This window comes from Hydrogenovibrio sp. SC-1 (genome assembly GCF_002848135.1).
In the GTDB taxonomy this organism is placed as follows: Bacteria; Pseudomonadota; Gammaproteobacteria; order Thiomicrospirales; family Thiomicrospiraceae; genus Hydrogenovibrio.
Window position 1 is genome coordinate 39677 of sequence record NZ_PKGB01000008.1, and the last position, 16626, is coordinate 56302.

General features: G+C 45.4%; 15 protein-coding genes. 9 read left to right on the forward strand and 6 right to left on the reverse strand.

Features of this window, described 5'->3' with window-relative positions:
* The first annotated feature begins 7 nt into the window (after window positions 1-7).
* From tatA to CYQ88_RS05995, 5 genes are read left to right on the forward strand one after another with little or no spacing between them, the layout of a single operon-like run.
* On the forward strand, window positions 8-265 hold the full coding sequence (gene tatA / locus CYQ88_RS05975; protein ID WP_101840448.1) for a twin-arginine translocase TatA/TatE family subunit: 258 nt from the start codon (window positions 8-10) through the stop codon (window positions 263-265).
* Window positions 266-307: 42 nt separating this feature from the next.
* A complete protein-coding gene (tatB, locus tag CYQ88_RS05980) occupies window positions 308-778 on the forward strand; it encodes a Sec-independent protein translocase protein TatB (protein WP_101840449.1) in 471 nt (156 codons plus the stop codon).
* The gene (gene tatC, locus CYQ88_RS05985; protein WP_101840450.1) at window positions 775-1776 is read left to right on the forward strand and encodes a twin-arginine translocase subunit TatC; all 1002 of its coding nucleotides are present in this window, start codon (window positions 775-777) and stop codon (window positions 1774-1776) included. Before tatB ends, tatC begins: the two co-directional genes overlap by 4 nt.
* Window positions 1733-3550, forward strand: coding sequence for a thioredoxin domain-containing protein (locus CYQ88_RS05990; RefSeq protein ID WP_158236016.1), 1818 nt, complete (start codon window positions 1733-1735; stop codon window positions 3548-3550). The genes tatC and CYQ88_RS05990 overlap by 44 nt, the downstream gene beginning before the upstream one ends.
* Window positions 3550-4236: a zinc metallopeptidase gene (locus CYQ88_RS05995; protein WP_101840452.1), complete on the forward strand. Its 687-nt coding sequence runs from the start codon at window positions 3550-3552 to the stop codon at window positions 4234-4236. Before CYQ88_RS05990 ends, CYQ88_RS05995 begins: the two co-directional genes overlap by 1 nt.
* Here the strand turns inward: CYQ88_RS05995 and CYQ88_RS06000 are convergent.
* On the reverse strand, window positions 4233-4946 hold the full coding sequence (locus CYQ88_RS06000; RefSeq protein ID WP_143483768.1) for a ComF family protein: 714 nt from the start codon (window positions 4944-4946) through the stop codon (window positions 4233-4235). The genes CYQ88_RS05995 and CYQ88_RS06000 overlap by 4 nt on opposite strands.
* Before the next feature lie 63 nt (window positions 4947-5009).
* Here CYQ88_RS06000 and bioB point away from each other — a divergent pair, with 63 nt between their 5' ends.
* From bioB to bioC, 4 genes are read left to right on the forward strand one after another with little or no spacing between them, the layout of a single operon-like run.
* On the forward strand, window positions 5010-6026 hold the full coding sequence (bioB, locus tag CYQ88_RS06005; RefSeq protein ID WP_101840454.1) for a biotin synthase BioB: 1017 nt from the start codon (window positions 5010-5012) through the stop codon (window positions 6024-6026).
* Between the two features lie 5 nt (window positions 6027-6031).
* Complete coding sequence (bioF, locus tag CYQ88_RS06010) at window positions 6032-7225, forward strand: 8-amino-7-oxononanoate synthase (RefSeq protein WP_101840455.1); 1194 nt, start codon at window positions 6032-6034, stop codon at window positions 7223-7225.
* A 9-nt stretch (window positions 7226-7234) separates the two neighbouring features.
* Window positions 7235-8062 (forward strand): pimeloyl-ACP methyl ester esterase BioH, encoded by an 828-nt coding sequence (gene bioH, locus CYQ88_RS06015; protein WP_101840456.1) that lies wholly within the window; start codon window positions 7235-7237, stop codon window positions 8060-8062.
* On the forward strand, window positions 8062-8991 hold the full coding sequence (bioC, locus tag CYQ88_RS06020; RefSeq protein WP_101840457.1) for a malonyl-ACP O-methyltransferase BioC: 930 nt from the start codon (window positions 8062-8064) through the stop codon (window positions 8989-8991). The genes bioH and bioC overlap by 1 nt, the downstream gene beginning before the upstream one ends.
* 17 nt (window positions 8992-9008) lie before the next feature.
* Here the strand turns inward: bioC and CYQ88_RS06025 are convergent, their stop codons facing one another.
* From CYQ88_RS06025 to CYQ88_RS06045, 5 genes are all read right to left on the reverse strand, one after another.
* Entirely contained in the window at window positions 9009-10016 is a 1008-nt protein-coding gene (locus CYQ88_RS06025; protein WP_158236017.1) for an LPP20 family lipoprotein, read from the reverse strand.
* Window positions 10017-10062: 46 nt separating this feature from the next.
* Complete coding sequence (locus tag CYQ88_RS06030) at window positions 10063-11070, reverse strand: tetratricopeptide repeat protein (protein ID WP_233188824.1); 1008 nt, start codon at window positions 11068-11070, stop codon at window positions 10063-10065.
* Between the two features lie 42 nt (window positions 11071-11112).
* Window positions 11113-13962 carry a methyl-accepting chemotaxis protein gene (locus CYQ88_RS06035; RefSeq protein ID WP_101840459.1) on the reverse strand — a complete coding sequence of 950 codons (2850 nt, stop codon included), beginning with the start codon at window positions 13960-13962 and terminating at the stop codon, window positions 11113-11115.
* Window positions 13963-14040: 78 nt separating this feature from the next.
* Entirely contained in the window at window positions 14041-16122 is a 2082-nt protein-coding gene (locus CYQ88_RS06040) for a TIGR03545 family protein (protein WP_101840460.1), read from the reverse strand.
* Complete coding sequence (locus CYQ88_RS06045; RefSeq protein WP_101840461.1) at window positions 16098-16601, reverse strand: TIGR03546 family protein; 504 nt, start codon at window positions 16599-16601, stop codon at window positions 16098-16100. Before CYQ88_RS06045 ends, CYQ88_RS06040 begins: the two co-directional genes overlap by 25 nt.
* Between the last annotated feature and the right edge of the window lie 25 nt (window positions 16602-16626).

Here is a 16626-nt window from a genome sequence, read left to right on the forward strand (position 1 = left end):
AATTAAAATGGGCATTAGCATTTGGCAACTATTAATCATCTTAGCAATCGTATTGGTTCTATTTGGCGCCAAACGTCTTCGCAATGTCGGCTCGGATTTAGGCGGCGCCATTAAAGGCTTTAAAAAAGCCGTTGCGGAAGAAGATGGCAAAAAAGCCGATAGCACAACACAAACTTTAGATCAAAAAGAAGGCGATGTATTTGATGCGGAAGCAGAAACCAAGTCGACTTCAAAATCTGACACAGAAACCAAAGACAAAGTTTAATCTCTTTCTTAATTTCTCATAACCTGAAAAGGCATTTGCGACATGTTCGATATTGGTTTTTTAGAAATCATCGTCATTCTGGTCATTACCCTCTTGGTGATTGGCCCAGAACGCATGCCTGAAGTTGCTAGAAAAATTGGCCAGTTTGTGGGTAAAACACGACGGTTTATCAATTCGGTTAAAGATAATTCGGAAATCAGTGAAACCGTTCGTGAACTTCAAGACTCAATGAATTTTGAAGAAGAAAAGCGCTCTTTAGAGAATGTAACTGGCTCCTTACAAGAGGATCTTTCGCAGATTCAACAACAGTTTGAAGTGGATGAATCCATCTCTCGCCCCTTTGGACAAGACGATGCAATAGCCACTGCCGGGTCACAATTCAATAAAGCACCCACGCAACCCAAGCGCCCTGAACCCTCTGCTGTTACTGAGCAAGAGCCTCAGCCTGACCTAGCGACAGATCCTGACAATGAAACATCAGCACCAACTGCTACGGAAAAACCGGTTTCATGAAACCCAGTGCGCTACCCCCTAACGACAAAGAAATGACCCTCGTTCAACACCTGCTTGAACTGAGGAACACGGTCACCAAAATTTTGTTAGCTGTTATGGTGTTCTTCCTAGTGTTGTTTCCGTTTGCCAATGAAATCTACACCTATATTTCAGAACCCCTATCACGCTTTCTGCCGGAAGGCACTAGCATGATTGCGACAGGGGTAGCCTCACCTTTTCTAACCCCGTTTAAACTCAGCTTAATCTTGGCCATTTATCTAGCCATCCCCGTCATTTTTTACCAGATCTGGCGATTTATTGAACCGGCACTCTATCAGCATGAACGTAAGCTAATCGGACCCATGTTGTTTTTCAGTTCTTTCCTATTTTTTGCCGGCGGTGCTTTTGCTTATTATGTGGTTTTTCCGCTGGTGTTTGGCTTCCTATCAGGAACCGCACCTGAAGGCGTCACCATCGCCACTGACATCGCTCTCTACTTAGATTTTGTCATTAAAATGTTCTTTGCGTTTGGGATTGCCTTTGAAGTCCCCATTGCCGTTATCTTACTGATCTTATCTGGCATGGTTTCCGCTGAAAAAATGGCGCATGCCCGTCCTTATGTCGTCGTGGGAGCTTTTGTCATTGGGATGCTACTAACACCACCCGATATCATTTCACAAACCTTACTGGCTATCCCAATGTGGTTACTTTATGAAGCAGGCACCTTGATTGGAGCTCGAATGATTAAACGCCGCAAGGCTGACCCAACAGAAGAAGACAATAGCGAAACGGATGCCGAACCTGAATATGAATTTGATGACCGTTATGCTGATCAGCTCGATGATGACGACGATTGGGATAACGCTTTTGATGAGATTGAGGAAAGCTTTGATCGCTTAGAGCAAGAACAAAAGCAACGCAAAGCGGCACAAACCTCTTCAGAAACCGATTCATCAGGCAATGAGCAGACGCAAAATGAAGACTCATCTCCGTCTGACCCATCAAATAAAACCCCTTAAAAAATGGCCAGGCCTGGTCATTTTTATTACCCTTTTTATTGGGTTTAGTTCTACCAGCTGGTCAGATGCTGAGCCGCCAACATCAAGCAACAAACTGGCGGACACGACATCACCCTATCTCATTATGCATGCTCAAGACCCGGTTCATTGGCAAAGCTGGCAGCTGAAGATATTGGCAGAAGCCAAACGTCAACAAAAACCCATTCTGCTATCGAGTGGCTATTTTTCGTGCCATTGGTGCCATGTAATGCAACGTGAAAACTATCAAGACCTAGAGGTCGCACAATTTCTAAACCAACACTTTATCTCGGTCAAAATTGATCGTGAACTCTTGCCCGATACGGATCAAACACTCATTAACTTTTCGCGGCAAACTGCCGGACATGCAGGATGGCCACAACATGTCGTTCTCACTCCAGAAGGACTCCCCTTTTATGCGTTTGTCTATTTACCTAAAGCCCAATTGCTTGAACGTCTCGAACGCGTTATAGCTTTGTGGCAATCCAACCCAAAGCAGATTCGACAGATGGCAGAGAAGGTAAAGCCCAAACCAAAGAGCTTTTCCCCCGCCCCCTTAACACTTGACTATGATCGGTTTATCAAAACCTTTAACCGACACCTTCAACAACAAATGGATGATTTCAGTGGCGGTTTAAAAGCCAGTCAAAAATTTCCAAATCCCCACATTTTATTAACGCTTATCCAACAGACCAATCCGCCAAAGGATTTTCAGGCCTGGTTAAAATTAACCCTTGACCAAATGCAATCACAAGGGCTTTATGATGCGGTTCATGGTGGTTTCTTTCGCTATACCATTGATCCTAACTGGCAAAGCCCCCACTTTGAAAAGATGCTCTATACCCAGGCCTTACTGTCGAAACTCTATTTTATGGCATCGGTTTATTTTAAAGATTCCAGCTACCTGCAAACCGCACGACAAACCTTGCAATATGCTGAGCAGTACTTATGGAATCCATCGATTCAGTTATTTATGAGCAGTCATTCTGCCATTGATTTTAAACAGCGAGAAGGAGGCAGTTATTTATGGTCTCGTCAAGCGTTACAAAAGCAGCTTAACCCAATGGAATTTAAAGTCGTCACTGAGGCTTGGCATTTGTCTAAGACACCCCCATTTGAATTGGGCTGGTTACCCAAACGCACAGCGAATCATTGGCCGGAAATACAAGCCAAGTTACAGCGACCGCCAATGGCATTTCCAACCGATAACAAAAGCATTCTCGGCTGGAATTCCCTAATGCTGTCCAGCTACGCCACCGCATATCAATGGGATCGAGCTAACCGGGATCACTACTTACAACGCGCTGAAAAATTGCTTGCCGGCTTAAAAGCCGCCTTCGACCTAACGCCGAGTCCCCGCGCGCTAAACAGTAAAGGAAAATCCATGGGATCCGCAACGCTTGAAGAATATGCCCTGACTAACCAAGCTTTAGCAGATTGGCAAAATACCCTAATCAACGGTTCCCCCTCGAAACGGGAAAACCTAGACCTCCAATCGTGGCAAACACGTCTATTAACCCAAGCACAACAGCAGTTTTTAACGGCTAGCGGTTGGCAATTATCCTCGGCACCGATCTTGCCCGGCCAACGTAATTATTGGGCAATCATGGATTCTGACCTCCCCAGTGCCACGGCGTTACTGGATTGCACAAGGCCAAAACACCTGTCACAAGCACAAGCTGAACTGCTTGTAAATCCGCTAGACTATGCCAGCTATGCAACCACCTTAAAGTGCATCGAAGAGGTTACACACTAATGACTTGGTTAATCATGGGTTTTGTATTGCTGTTTATCATCACCTCTTTACCCAGCCTTTGGACGCGCTCCATTTTAAAAAAACACAGCAAACCACACCCTACCCTGCCTGGCACGGGACTTCAATTTGCCGAACACCTGATTAAAAAATATCAGCTGGCTGTAACCCTTGAAGAAACTGCACAAGGTGATCACTATGACCCGATTGGCAAGGTCGTCCGTATTTCCAGGGAAAACGCTCACAGCAACTCTCTCACCGCCATCACGACCGTGGCACATGAAATAGGCCATGCAATCCAGCACCAGCAAAATTATCAGCCGCTCCTGCAAAGAACTCTATTGGTTGAAAGGGCGCAACGCATGCAACAGTTCAGTGGTATCGCCTTAATGCTAACGCCTGTTCTCATTCCACTATTGCATACCCCGATTATTGGTCTAGTGACCTTTGGCGCTGGCTTTATTGCAATGGGGATTCCCGTTATTTTGCACCTCTCAACCTTACCGGTTGAGTGGGATGCCAGCTATAATCGCGCCTTGCCTCTATTGAAGGATGGCCAATACCTATCGCCTGCCGACCTAAAAACGGCTCGGAAAATTTTACGCGCCTGTGCTCTAACTTATGTCGCCGCATCCTTATCCAGCCTATTTAACTTGTGGAAATGGTTACGTGCCATTAAAGGGCGCTAATGTGATTTGGCTCTGGCTAAGGCCCAAGCTTGAATTTTGAGATGGGGAAATTTCGTTTTCAAAGTTAGCGCCACTTGATTGAGAGTGCTACCCGTGGTCATGACATCATCTAAAATGGCCACTTGTTGGCAAGCGGATAATACGCTTTCAGCTTTGGGATTGACCGCAAAAGCACCATCCAGATTATGTTGTCGTTGCTGAGCATTTAACAAGGCTTGCGCGACAGTCGGCTTGATGCGCTGAATCGCAAAAGGGAGAATCGGAACTTCGTCATCACCAACAAGGCCATTGGCTAGCTCCAGTGCCTGATTAAAGCCTCTTTCCAATAATCGATCCCGATGTAATGGCACCGGAAGGATTGCATCAATTCCAGTCATCACCAATTGTGGTCGCCAAAGCTGTGCCAACAGTCGACCTAAATGCAGCTGCTGCTCATACTTAAAGGAATGAATCAGATCCTGCACTACCGACGTATAATAGAATCCCGCTTGAGTCTGCTCAAAGACCGGAGGGGTTTGTAAACAACGCCCACAAATGCCATCCACCGCCAAAGGTTCTGCACAGACAAAGCAGCTTTTTTGGTTAGCATCGCTTGGCCGCGATAATTTCTGTAAATAAACATCCGCCAAATCCCAGTCTTGGGTTGGCTGACCACTTAACACACACTGAGGCGGAAACAGCCATTTTTCGAAGGATTCAAATTGCGTCATATTCATTGCCCCTCTAATTCGTTATAATAACCTATCCTTCGAACACTATGGAATGCAATAACAATGACTTTGGGCGACATTCGCAATGACTGGCAACTTGAAGAAATTCAAGAAATTATGAACCAACCGTTTAATGACCTGCTGTTTCAAGCACAAACGGTTCATCGCCGTTACTTCAACCCCAATGAAGTCCAAACCAGCACCTTGGTCAATATCAAATCGGGGGGCTGTGCTGAAGACTGCGCCTATTGTTCACAAAGTGCTCGCAACCAAACTGAAGTTGAGAAAGAACACCTAATGGCGGTTCAAGAAGTCATTGAACAAGCCTTAGCTGCTAAAGAAAAAGGCGCAACTCGATTGTGTATGGGCGCCGCCTGGCGCAACCCGACCAAGAAAGACTTTCCTAAAGTATTAGAAATGGTGCGTGTGGTGAAAGACCTTGGTTTAGAAACCTGCTTGACTTTGGGGATGCTGAATGATGATCAAGTTGCCCAGCTTAAGGAAGCGGGGCTTGATTACTACAATCACAACCTTGATACGTCTGAAGCGTTTTATCCCAAAATCATTACCACCCGCAATTACCAAGATCGATTAGATACCATCGACAAGGTTCAAAAAGCCGGCATTAATGTCTGTTCGGGTGGCATTATCGGCATGGGTGAAGAGCACAAAGATCGTGCCGAGCTCATTCGCACCTTTGCCACTATGCGTTACCACCCAAATTCCGTTCCCATTAATTTACTGGTGCCGATTGAAGGCACACCTTTAGCGCACATGAAGGGCAAAACCGATGTCTTTGAATTTATCCGCGTGATTGCCACCGCGCGCATTGTCATGCCGCAAACCTATGTTCGTCTATCGGCGGGTCGTATGGAGCTGAGCGACGAAGCCCAAGCCATGTGCTTTTTTGCAGGTGCCAATTCCATTTTTTATGGTGATAAGCTGTTAACCACGGATAATCCGGAAGCGGGCCATGACGAACAACTCTTTGCCAAACTGGGCATTCACGCCCAGCAAAATATCAAAGCGGAAATGGCTGCCCAAAAACTGGCGCAACAAGCCACCGACTTAACCGCTTAGTTCCCATGACGATAGAGTCATTACAGTCGCGCTTTGCGCCGCGTTTGGCGCAGCGCCAAGCCGAATCGTTGCTGCGTAAGCGCCCCTTGGTGTCTTCTGCGCAATCTCCTGCAATGAATATTAATGGACTAGAGATTCTCAATTTTTCTTCCAACGATTATCTTGGCTTAGCCAATGCTGCCGACATTCGTCAAACCCTTTGTGAGGATGTATCGCTCAGTTATGGGGCTGGCGCGGCACACCTCGTTACAGGCCACCACCTCCAACACCATCGATTAGAAGATGAACTGGCCGACTGGTTAGACACTGAACGAACCCTGTTATTTTCTACGGGCTATATGGCGAACCTAGCGGTCCAACAGACCCTAATGCAAAAAGGGGATGTGATCTTGGGGGATAAACTGAATCATGCATCATTGATTGATGGCGCCCTTCACTCCGAAGCGGATTTTAAACGTTATCCTCACAACGATATGGACATGCTAGAAAAAAGGCTACAACAAGCACATTCCAAAGGACAACAAGCCCTGATTGTCACTGATGGCGTTTTCAGTATGGATGGTGATCTTTGCCCGCTTGCCGATATTCAAACACTAGCCCAAACTTACCAGGCCTGGTTATTTGTCGATGATGCGCATGCGCTAGGCGTACTAGGCGACCAAGGAAGAGGGAGTTTTGAACACTTTGGCCTCACCCCTGACGACAATACTCTCATAATGGGCACCTTTGGTAAGGCATTCGGTACTTTTGGCGCTTTTGTCGCCGGCAGTAACACGGCGATTGAAGCCTTAATCCAATTTGCTCGTCCTTATATTTACACCACGGCCATGCCTCAATGGAATGCTTTGGCAACCCGAACCGCTTTAAAATTACTACAACAAGATAGCGAGCTCAGAGAGTCGCTCAAACAAAACATTAGCTATTTTAAGCAACAAGCACAAACCATGGGAATAGAACTCATGCCTTCTGACAGTGCCATTCAGCCGCTATTAATTGGCGACAGTGCTTTGGCCGTTAAATGGTCTGATGCTTTGAAGCAACAAGGCTTTTGGGTCACCGCTATCCGACCACCAACGGTTCCGGTGAATACGGCTCGCTTACGCATTACCCTGTCGGCTGCTCATACCCAGGATCACATTCATCAATTTTGTCAGGCTTTGGCGCATTGCCAAGCTGAATTTCCACTGACAACTCGGTAAAATAGCGCCATGATTAAGACCACTTGTCACAGTGACATTCTAGATTCCGACCAAGCTGAATCCCTTACCCTGATTCATGGTTGGGGTGCTGACAACCAAACCTGGTTGTCTTGGGCGAAAAATCAATTGCAGCCCCACTATCAATTACATCTGATTGAACTGCCAGGGTTTGGTCAAAGTCCTTCATTAGACTTGCCTAAAAACACCGATGACCAAAGCCTCAATGAAGCCTGGCTGATGGCTTTGGCAGAAGCCTTACCTGAACGTACCCATTTGTTAGGCTGGTCATTAGGCGGACTTCTAGCTCAACAATTGGCCGCACGCTACCCAGACAAAATACAAAGTTTGACCTGTCTGGCTTCGACCGCTCGCTTTACCCAAAATGATGGTTGGCAATGGGCGGTTAGTCCGCCATTGCTGGCAGATTTCATTCAAGCCTTGACCATCGAGGCGTCCACTGTGGTGAAAAAGTTTTGGCGGTTGCAATTACAGGGCAGTGACAATGCTCGCCCCTTAATGAAACAATTGACCGCACAAATGCAAGATCGCCACTTGCCATCATTAACCGGTTTAATGCAGGGACTTCGCCTACTCAAAGCCATTGACAATCGACAGTTACTTTCCCAGCTCAACTTGCCGACTTTGTGGCTACTCGGCGAAAAAGACCCGCTTATTCCCGCTGAGATACTGCAAGATATTCAAGCCCTGCAACCTCACAGTCAAATTCAAATTATTGAAGGCGCTAGCCATATGCCCTTTTTTTCTCACCCACAACCCACAGCGGAAGCACTGTTACAGTTTTTACACACCACTTCCCAGCATAAGGCACCTGCATAATGACCCAGAGCTTCAGTCAAGCCCATATCAAACATCATTTTGACCATGCTGCCGTCCAGTATGAAGAAGCTGCGGTGTTGCAAAAGCAGGTCGCCCAAGAGGTTGATGACCGCCTGGATCTCATCACCATTCAACCTAATACCATATTGGATGTGGGCTCTGGCACAGGCTTACTAACCCGCCATTTAGAGCAGCGCTATCCTAATGCTGACTGTATTGGCATCGACCTGTCCGATAAGATGGTGCAGATTGCGCAAAGTCGAGCCTTGCGCAAGCCGACAAACTGGCTCCAACGTATCGTAGGGCAAAAAGCCGCTCGCACCCATTTCATAAATGGCAATGCTTATCACTTACCGATAGTAGACCAATCAGTCGATTTAATTGTGACGAACTTAATGTTGCAATGGTGTGATGATCTGGATAAAGTCTTTAATGAATTTCGGCGAGTTCTCAAACCCGAAGGGTTATTTATGATGACCACCTTTGGTCCCGACACCCTTAAAGAGTTACGCCAGGCCTGGTCAAATGTTGACGATGCGCAACATGTTAATACCTTTATTGATATGCATGATATCGGGGATGCGTTGATTCGCAACGGCTTTGGTCAACCGGTTTTAGATGTTGAACACTTTACCTTAACCTATGACAAGCCACTTGGCGTTTTAAAAGATTTAAAGGCGATTGGCGCTACCCGTGTAGGGGCTTCCCAACCAAACCCAACTGGCTCAGGTTTAACGGGCAAACAGCGATTTACTCGGATGCTTGAAGCCTATGAATCGCAACGAATAGAAGGGCGTATCCCAGCGACCTTTGAAGTGGTACATGGCCATGCTTGGGCAAGCCAAGAAATTATCAAAGGGCCACACCGCAATCGGCAAGGGGTGGTTGAAATTTCGTTAGATGACATCCCGATTCAGCCTAGCCGTTAACCGGAAACACGCCATCGCTACCAAACTAAATTCACGCCTAGAAAATGGTTAATGCCGTGCTCTTCAATTTGACTCTTCGCTTTTTGGGCAACACGCTGCATCGCCAGATCCATAGCATTTTCTTCTTTCACCAAAGCCTGACCTTTAAACGTCCAAGTTTCACCGCCCAATTGTTGATCATCACTCATAACGCGGTTGCGTAAATTGACACGAATAATTTTAAAACCATAAGCTTCAGAAACGGCCACATCCGTATTTAAATATAGGATGGAATTCTGACCAGCCCCATTGTATCCTGTGGGTAAGGGACTTTTTTGCACCTTAAACCCGGCTTGGGATAACGCGTTTTCAACCAAAGGTACAAACTTCTCACTGCCGGCATCCGCTTGTACCTCAATGACCAATTGATGTTTCAATTGCATCGCTTTTTCAATAAACCCCTGCAGATAACGACTAGCAGACACGCCATCAAAATGTGCATCCAAGGCTTGTAAAACCTTTAATCGTTGTGCCAAATCATCCACCTGAGCCTGGTGTTGCCCATAAAACACATAGGTTGCTAACAGTCGTTCAATCACTTGTTGCTTTTGCTGTGACTTCAATAACGCCAAGTCTTGATCAAATTGCGTTTTAATATCCGAGAATAATTGCGCGCGGGAAGCCGTCACCAAGGCCACGGTCTTGTCATAAGCCAGTCGCTTAATGTGTTTCAATTGATAGTTTCGGATTTCCGTATTGGCCACACTGGCTTGAATACGTTTTTCTGACACCCTTTCAACACTTTCAAAGTCCTGCTTATGCACACTTAAACGGGTATCGAAACTGGCTGCTACCTCGATGCTGAGTTGTGATAATAAATCCACCAGTGCTGCTTGAATAGCTTCATCCCGAGTCTCCCCCTCACCAGCGCCAACCAATTGGCTCACATTGGCCGACTGGGGTTGGGTATACCAAGTCGGATAAGCGATTGATGTCGGCGCTAACGGCTTAACTTCTGAGCTGCCACAGCCTGCTAACAAAACCATTGTCAATAATCCTAGCCAAAAGGGAAGCTGTTTTGAAATGTTCATTTTATTGTTCAAGTTGAGATTGAGCCTGTTCATATTGACGAATCACTAAATCAATTCGGCTAACGGCTTTATTAATCGCTTCAACAGGCTTCGTTTGAAGTCGATCTGCTAGTTGATAGAGGCGTTTCGCTCTGGCATATTCACCTTGCGCTTCCTTTACCACCCCTAAGTTATACGCAGCAACATAAGATTGCTCTTGCGTAGACGAAAGCAAGCGACTCAATAAGGGATCGGCTTTGTCGTAACGCCCCGCTTCGATAAACTCTAGTGCCACTTCCAAGGTTTTTTCCTGAGCCGCCGTATAATCAATATCGACATCCTCCAACAATTCCACTTCCATGGTTCGATACTGTGGTGTCAACATCGCAACAAACTGACGAGCAACTTCATTCGCCAAACTGTCTAAACCAGCCGAAATAGCGGGTAAACGCTGCATTTGATCAACACACGTATTCCAACTACGATGCTTGGAAAAATTTTCCGCAACAATAATATCGCCGCGAGCAACATCCGTCATTTTCACGGTAGCGGCCAAAGTAATATTACGCCGGGTACAACGAACCTGATAGCTTTGCAATTGCTGACATTTTTTATCCAAACAGCGAAAACGCTCCTCATAAAAGGTTTCATCTTGACCAGAGGCGGCACTGACCTCGCCACTGACAAACGCTTGTACACCGAGCAGCTGACCAGCTTCAACCAGGCGGTCTTCTTTCAGAACACCACTATATTGCAGACTTTGCTCTTTAATTAAGCGATCCACTTCATTCCGGCTAACCGTGGTAAAAAAAGGCTTGCCTTCCACTACCTGCTTCGACAATACCGTTTCAATTTTTGAGGACAACCCCACTTGATCGCCTTTAAAAGGAGATACGGCTATCTGTTTGGTTTCTGCAGCACGGCCAATTTTAGCGGGTTCTAATACCCTAATTTGAATGCTTGTCGTACAGCCGGTCAATGTCACAATCATCACTGCCGACAAGAGAGCAAATATCACTTGGTTTCTCAAATTCAGTCCTCTTTTAATGAGAATTTCAAATCTTTGAAAGAATCACTTTAGGCCTTTTGCTTTTTTGAAGCACTTGGCAAGTGCTTGAGCAGAGGCTCCTTCAACACGGAAGAATCCAACTTGTTGTCGCATTTGAGCCGCTTCATCTTTAAGCGTATCTGCAGACGCCGCTGTTTCTTCGACCAAGGCTGCATTTTGCTGAGTCACTCTATCCAGACCTTCAATCGCATGGTTAATTTCTGAGACACTTTGCGCCTGCCCCGAACTGGCTTGGGCGATATCAGAGACCAACTGCTGCATTTTCAAGATCGCATCCAGTACCGAGGAAAATTCCTTCTCTGACTTCTGTACCAGGTGTTCACTATCCACCACCTGCTGACCACTGGTTTCAATTAGGTGACGAATTTCTTTAGCTGCTTCCGCCGACTTTCCAGCTAAGGTACGAACTTCTCCGGCCACGACAGCAAAGCCTCGGCCTTGTTCACCCGCACGAGCCGCTTCCACTGCCGCATTCAACGCTAATAAATTGGTTTGGAACGCAATGGAATCAATCAAGCCAATAATATCGGCAATCTTTTGGCTGGATTCAGACAAAGCTTGCATTGACTGAATGCTTTGCGCCATAACGGCCGCCCCATTATCTGCTTGTGACTTAGCTTCATCAGCCAAACTAGCGGCTTCTTTGGCACTTTGCGCGTTGTTCTGCACCATCTTCGTAATCGACTCCATCGATTGCACGGTCGATTGTAACGAAGCGGCCTGTTCTTGAATTCGATCCGAAAGATCTAAATTCCCTTGCGCGATTTGCTCGGAAGCGCCATTAACCGTATTAGAACTGGTCATCAACCCTAAAATAGCATGACTGACCTTATCCAAAGAACTGTTTAATGCCTTCTGCATCAATGCCAATTGGCCATCATATTGACCCGTCATGCGCTCGGTCAAGTCACCATTGGATTGCGCAACAATCACTGCGACTGCATCATTCACACCCGTTTCCAACGCATCTAGCGATTGGTTAATATTGTTCTTTAATCCTTGCAAATCGCCCATCAACTCAGCATTTAAACGGCTAGAAAAATCCCCTTCTGCAATAGATTTCATCGTAGCATTAATCCCCTGAACCGCTTCATCGGTTATCGACATGGCATTTTGCAGATCTCCCATCATAGTGGCAAAGGCACCTTTGAACTCTGCCGAAGAATCAAACTGATATTGAGCTGTTTTAAGATGATTAATGACCTTCTCTATTTCAGAAATCACTTGCTGTATGTTATCGACAGATTGATTTACATCCGTTTTCAGCAAGTTAAGGTCACCCTTAGCATCCTGCTCAATACGCTGTTCCAAGTCGCCCTTGGCTAGGGCTGAAATCATATCGGACACCCCAACCATTAATTGTTGTACCGAAGAAACATAATGGTTAAAGTTGCGCGCCATTTGCCCAATTTCATCTTCAACCAACACATCCGCTCTCACCGCCAGACTGCCCTCATCTGCCGCGCGCTTCAACTTCTGAGTCAGCCGTTTCATCGGTCCCAAAATAGAAGCCCGCATTCTCAAAAAGACCTGAATCAATAACAGAATAAAGCCGCCGGACATGGCACCTTGAGCAACATAAATCATAAAATAGGTATCACTTAACAACTTATTCAAGATCACCATTGGTTCAGAGATAAGATGGGCACCTTCAATGCCCTCAGAATCCTTAATCTGATCAAACACCAACAATTGATTATCAACCACCGCATATCCATCTGTAATCAGTTGTTGATGATTGGCCTGATTCAAAAGTGTTTTAACAGGCGATGTTTCAAACCCTTTGGCTAATGAAATGGCCTGCCCATCAAATGCCAAAGCCGCATAGGAATGATCTGAAGCCTTCTCTGCTGTTTCAATTTGGGTTAAGGGTAAATTCATCACCACCAGTCCTAACACCTTATCGCCATATGGAACCGGAACTAGGGCTTGAACAAAACCACCCTCTTTTTGAAAATGTACTCGGGTCACTGGTTCTGACGGCATTTTCGGCGGGGCTATCTCCACCCCACTATTGGCGATTTTTTTCATTTTTGCATCGAAAATCGCCACCCCGATATTTTTTAGATCCGCCCGGTCCACATATTGTTGATAATTGACCTCAACAATTTGCCACAAAGCCGTTTCTTGATTATCGTAAAGGCCATAAATAACTGCGGAATTACCTGCAATCCCCACCGCATTCGTTAAAGCGACTTTACCAAGAGCATCGACTTCTGATTGCAGGTTGCCACTGAGCACGCTTTGGCGTTCAACAACTGCATCGGCATAAAGGTTATCTGCAACATTTTGTAGATACAGTTGCAAAATAATACTCCACATTATCGACATCACGACTAATGGAATCATGGTTTTCGCTAGAATCGATTTTTGAGGTAATGGACTCCAATCAGCAATTTTTTGCATCCACGGCTTCATTACTGCGCCGCCTTTGATCAAAAGCTTACCCGAAGCAATCTGCTTATAAGCGGCTTCTGTTGCGGCTTTTTCAGCATCAGTAATGGGGTTACGAATCGATTTATAGCCTGTCACCTTTCCATTTTGAATAATCGGCGCCACATTGGCTTCGACCCAATAATAATCACCGTTTTTACAGCGATTTTTCACCAGTTGATGCCAAGGTTCCCCCTTTTGTAAAGTTGCCCATAAGTCAGCAAATACAATTTCAGGCACATCAGGATGACGAATCATATTATGTGGCTGACCTTCTAACTCTTCTCTAGAGTAGCCACAAATTTTGATAAAATCTTCATTTGCATAGGTAATATTGCCTTGAAGATCTGTTTCCGAGACGAGTATATACCCTTCTGGCACCACTTTTTCAGTCTGGGTGATGGGTAAATTTTTTCTCATAAGTCGCTTCCTCGATAAATCATGCTGTTTTTATTACAATCATTTTTTTTAAATTTCTGGGTAACCTAGGCGCTCATATTAAAACTTAAACAATTTTTTCATCTGATCGCCAACCGCTTTTTCAGCTTCTTGTTTAGCCTTTTGTTCTGCTGCCTTTTTCTTCGCGGCTAACTCTGCTTTCAGCTTGGCTTCTGCTGCTTGTTTAGCCTGCTCTAACTTCGCTTTTTCGGCAGCGATTTTTGCCTGTGCCTGTTGTTTTGCTTTCTTCACTTCCGCATCTAAACGTTGCTGCAAAGCTTTCTTGGCATTTGCCTGCCAATTGGAATCCAAAATCTGACCAATCCCTTTTTGTTGCAGAGCCAATTGAGAATCCTTGTCTAACCAGACCGACAGTTGCTTTTGAATCGGCTGAAGCTGTTTTGCCAATTCAGCATCCAATTGCGCCTTTAAATCCGTTTTTAGTTTTGCCAACTCTTGCGTTAATAGCTTATTAAATCCCGCGGATAGAATTTTATCTAAGTCTGAATTGGCTCCGATTTTAGGCGCATACCAATCCCCCACGACTTCGGATTGTACGGTAAAGGTCTGTATGTCTTTAAATAATGGCGCCACATAGCGCTTCACATCTTTTGAGGGTGAGTCCTCAATCTGCATATCGACTTGTTGATACTCTAAATTTAGCCAAGCGTCAATTTGATGTTTGGCTTTCAACAAAATATGCCCCGTCACATCAACCATCCCTTCATGCATGGACAGTGGTAAGTTTTGGTCTTTTAAAATTTTCCAATCTTTAACCGGACGTTGCGGCCAAGAGACCTTCGCTTCCGTAAAAGGCGCATCAGGGTTAATAAAATTGCTTTGTCCAATAAAGCTCAGCGGCTGTTCTGCTTGATCGGTTTTAGCGAACACTTTAAATAAAATAGGCAAGTGTGTTTTCGGGTGGTCAAATGTCACTTGGGTGGCTTCTGCTGTTAAACGACCCCAGTTGAGGTCTCCTTCCAACACGATTCGCTTTATTATCCAATCGGGCTGGGGATCCACCTCTTTAAAATGAATGTCCTGACCTTTAAAACGCTTTGATTCTATGACTGCAGCCTCGGCTTCCTGTTGGGCATTTTCGGCCTGCCAAGTTTTGAATTTCTCGATCAAGGGTTCCGCTTTTTCTGCCCATTTAATCCCTTCATTAATCCAGGTTTGTACTTGCGGACCGAACAGGAGATAACTGATATTCGATAGCCCTGATGCATCCAATGAATAGGTGTCCAGCAGGCGTTGATAATCTTGTTTCGGAGCTTGTTTTAAATCCTGAATCTGCTGTTGCAATTCTGGCAGATGATTTTTCAATGTTTTTTGCGCGGCGTTGAGTGATTGCTGTTTTGCTTCAAGGTCTTGCTTTAATGATTGAAACTGCGCTTTTTTAGCTTCAAACGCCTGCATAGAATCAATCTTGCCCTGTGTTAGTGTTTTGAATCGAGCTTGATAATCATTGATTTGTTGTTGAGAAGGGATTTCAGCCTCTAAATTTGACCAGGCCTGACGCACTTCGGCCAATTTCTGCTCAATCTCTTTGGCTAAAGTAACCGTTTGCAAGGTTTCTCTCGACAGTAGTTGTTCCGTCGTTGGCACGGCCACTTTCGGTAATGGAATCGCCAATGAATCTTGTTGGGTTGCCGCATTTTGCGTGCCTGTGTCCGCTTTTGTGGCAACGGCCTTTGGCGTTTTGGCGAGTGCCCCTGATGATTGTCGAGGCTGATGAAGTGTCAAATCGGTTAAAAAAACGGTTTCAATAACGGTTCGACCCACCACCCAATGATACAAGTTTACAGCGGCACTGATTCGCTCAATCTCAATCAGATTTTCCATCGGTTTTTTGGGATCGGTCACTTGAAGTTGCCTTAGACCGACTTCCAGCGGGAAAAGCCCTAGATCAATCGCACCAATTTCGACTTTGGCACCCCAGACATTCGACAAACCCTTTTCTATTTGCGCTTTTAAGGCAAGCGTAACCCCGAAATACCCAATCAGCAGAAACAGTCCACCCCCAGCTACAACTACGGTCAAACCCGACCACCGAATCCATCCTTTAGGTTTTGGCGATTTTGATTCTGAAGATTTTTCGTTAGCCGTTGTCGGTTTTATTTGACGATTCCAGAAAGCCATTCAGCTTCTTTTGCCCCTTTTAGGATTTGAATAATTTTAAACTGGTTCACCCATTTCAAAAACCGGTTGCGATAGGTTTTCACCAACAGCCAAAACAGGAAAAATGCTGGCAAACTCAATCCATAGGCGACCAACACACTGCCCATAACCAAGGTATTATTAAAATTCACCCAGCGCCAAAAAGCTTGGTTATATAGTTCGGTAAACAGTGGCTGTAACGTGTCCATTTGTAACAGCCACAACCCGACTTGGTGAAATAACGGATCTAATAAATATGAAATACCGCTAAAGAACAAGGTCGCCGCAATCAATGCAGACAGATTAATTCTCAATAACAAAATCAGTGCCAACGTAAATAAATTGTGCGCAAAAAATAAGGGCGTTAACCCTAATATCATGCCAAGCAGAAATGATAATGCGATTTGCCCAGGATGCTGGTTGGCATTGAGCGCTTTAAATAATCGAATGAGTAGTGACACCTTTTCCCTCAAATAAATTTCTGGG

Coding starts and splice junctions, on each gene's coding strand:
- CYQ88_RS06025 (WP_158236017.1), bottom strand. CDS start 10,016: ATGGTTTTGTTAGCAGGCTGTGGCAGCTCAGAAGTTAAGCCGTTAGCG.
- CYQ88_RS05995 (WP_101840452.1), top strand. CDS start 3,550: ATGACTTGGTTAATCATGGGTTTTGTATTGCTGTTTATCATCACCTCT.
- CYQ88_RS06040 (WP_101840460.1), bottom strand. CDS start 16,122: ATGGCTTTCTGGAATCGTCAAATAAAACCGACAACGGCTAACGAAAAA.
- tatA (WP_101840448.1), top strand. CDS start 8: ATGGGCATTAGCATTTGGCAACTATTAATCATCTTAGCAATCGTATTG.
- CYQ88_RS05990 (WP_158236016.1), top strand. CDS start 1,733: ATGAAGACTCATCTCCGTCTGACCCATCAAATAAAACCCCTTAAAAAA.
- bioH (WP_101840456.1), top strand. CDS start 7,235: ATGATTAAGACCACTTGTCACAGTGACATTCTAGATTCCGACCAAGCT.
- bioC (WP_101840457.1), top strand. CDS start 8,062: ATGACCCAGAGCTTCAGTCAAGCCCATATCAAACATCATTTTGACCAT.
- CYQ88_RS06000 (WP_143483768.1), bottom strand. CDS start 4,946: ATGACGCAATTTGAATCCTTCGAAAAATGGCTGTTTCCGCCTCAGTGT.
- bioF (WP_101840455.1), top strand. CDS start 6,032: ATGACGATAGAGTCATTACAGTCGCGCTTTGCGCCGCGTTTGGCGCAG.
- bioB (WP_101840454.1), top strand. CDS start 5,010: ATGACTTTGGGCGACATTCGCAATGACTGGCAACTTGAAGAAATTCAA.
- tatC (WP_101840450.1), top strand. CDS start 775: ATGAAACCCAGTGCGCTACCCCCTAACGACAAAGAAATGACCCTCGTT.
- CYQ88_RS06035 (WP_101840459.1), bottom strand. CDS start 13,962: ATGAGAAAAAATTTACCCATCACCCAGACTGAAAAAGTGGTGCCAGAA.
- tatB (WP_101840449.1), top strand. CDS start 308: ATGTTCGATATTGGTTTTTTAGAAATCATCGTCATTCTGGTCATTACC.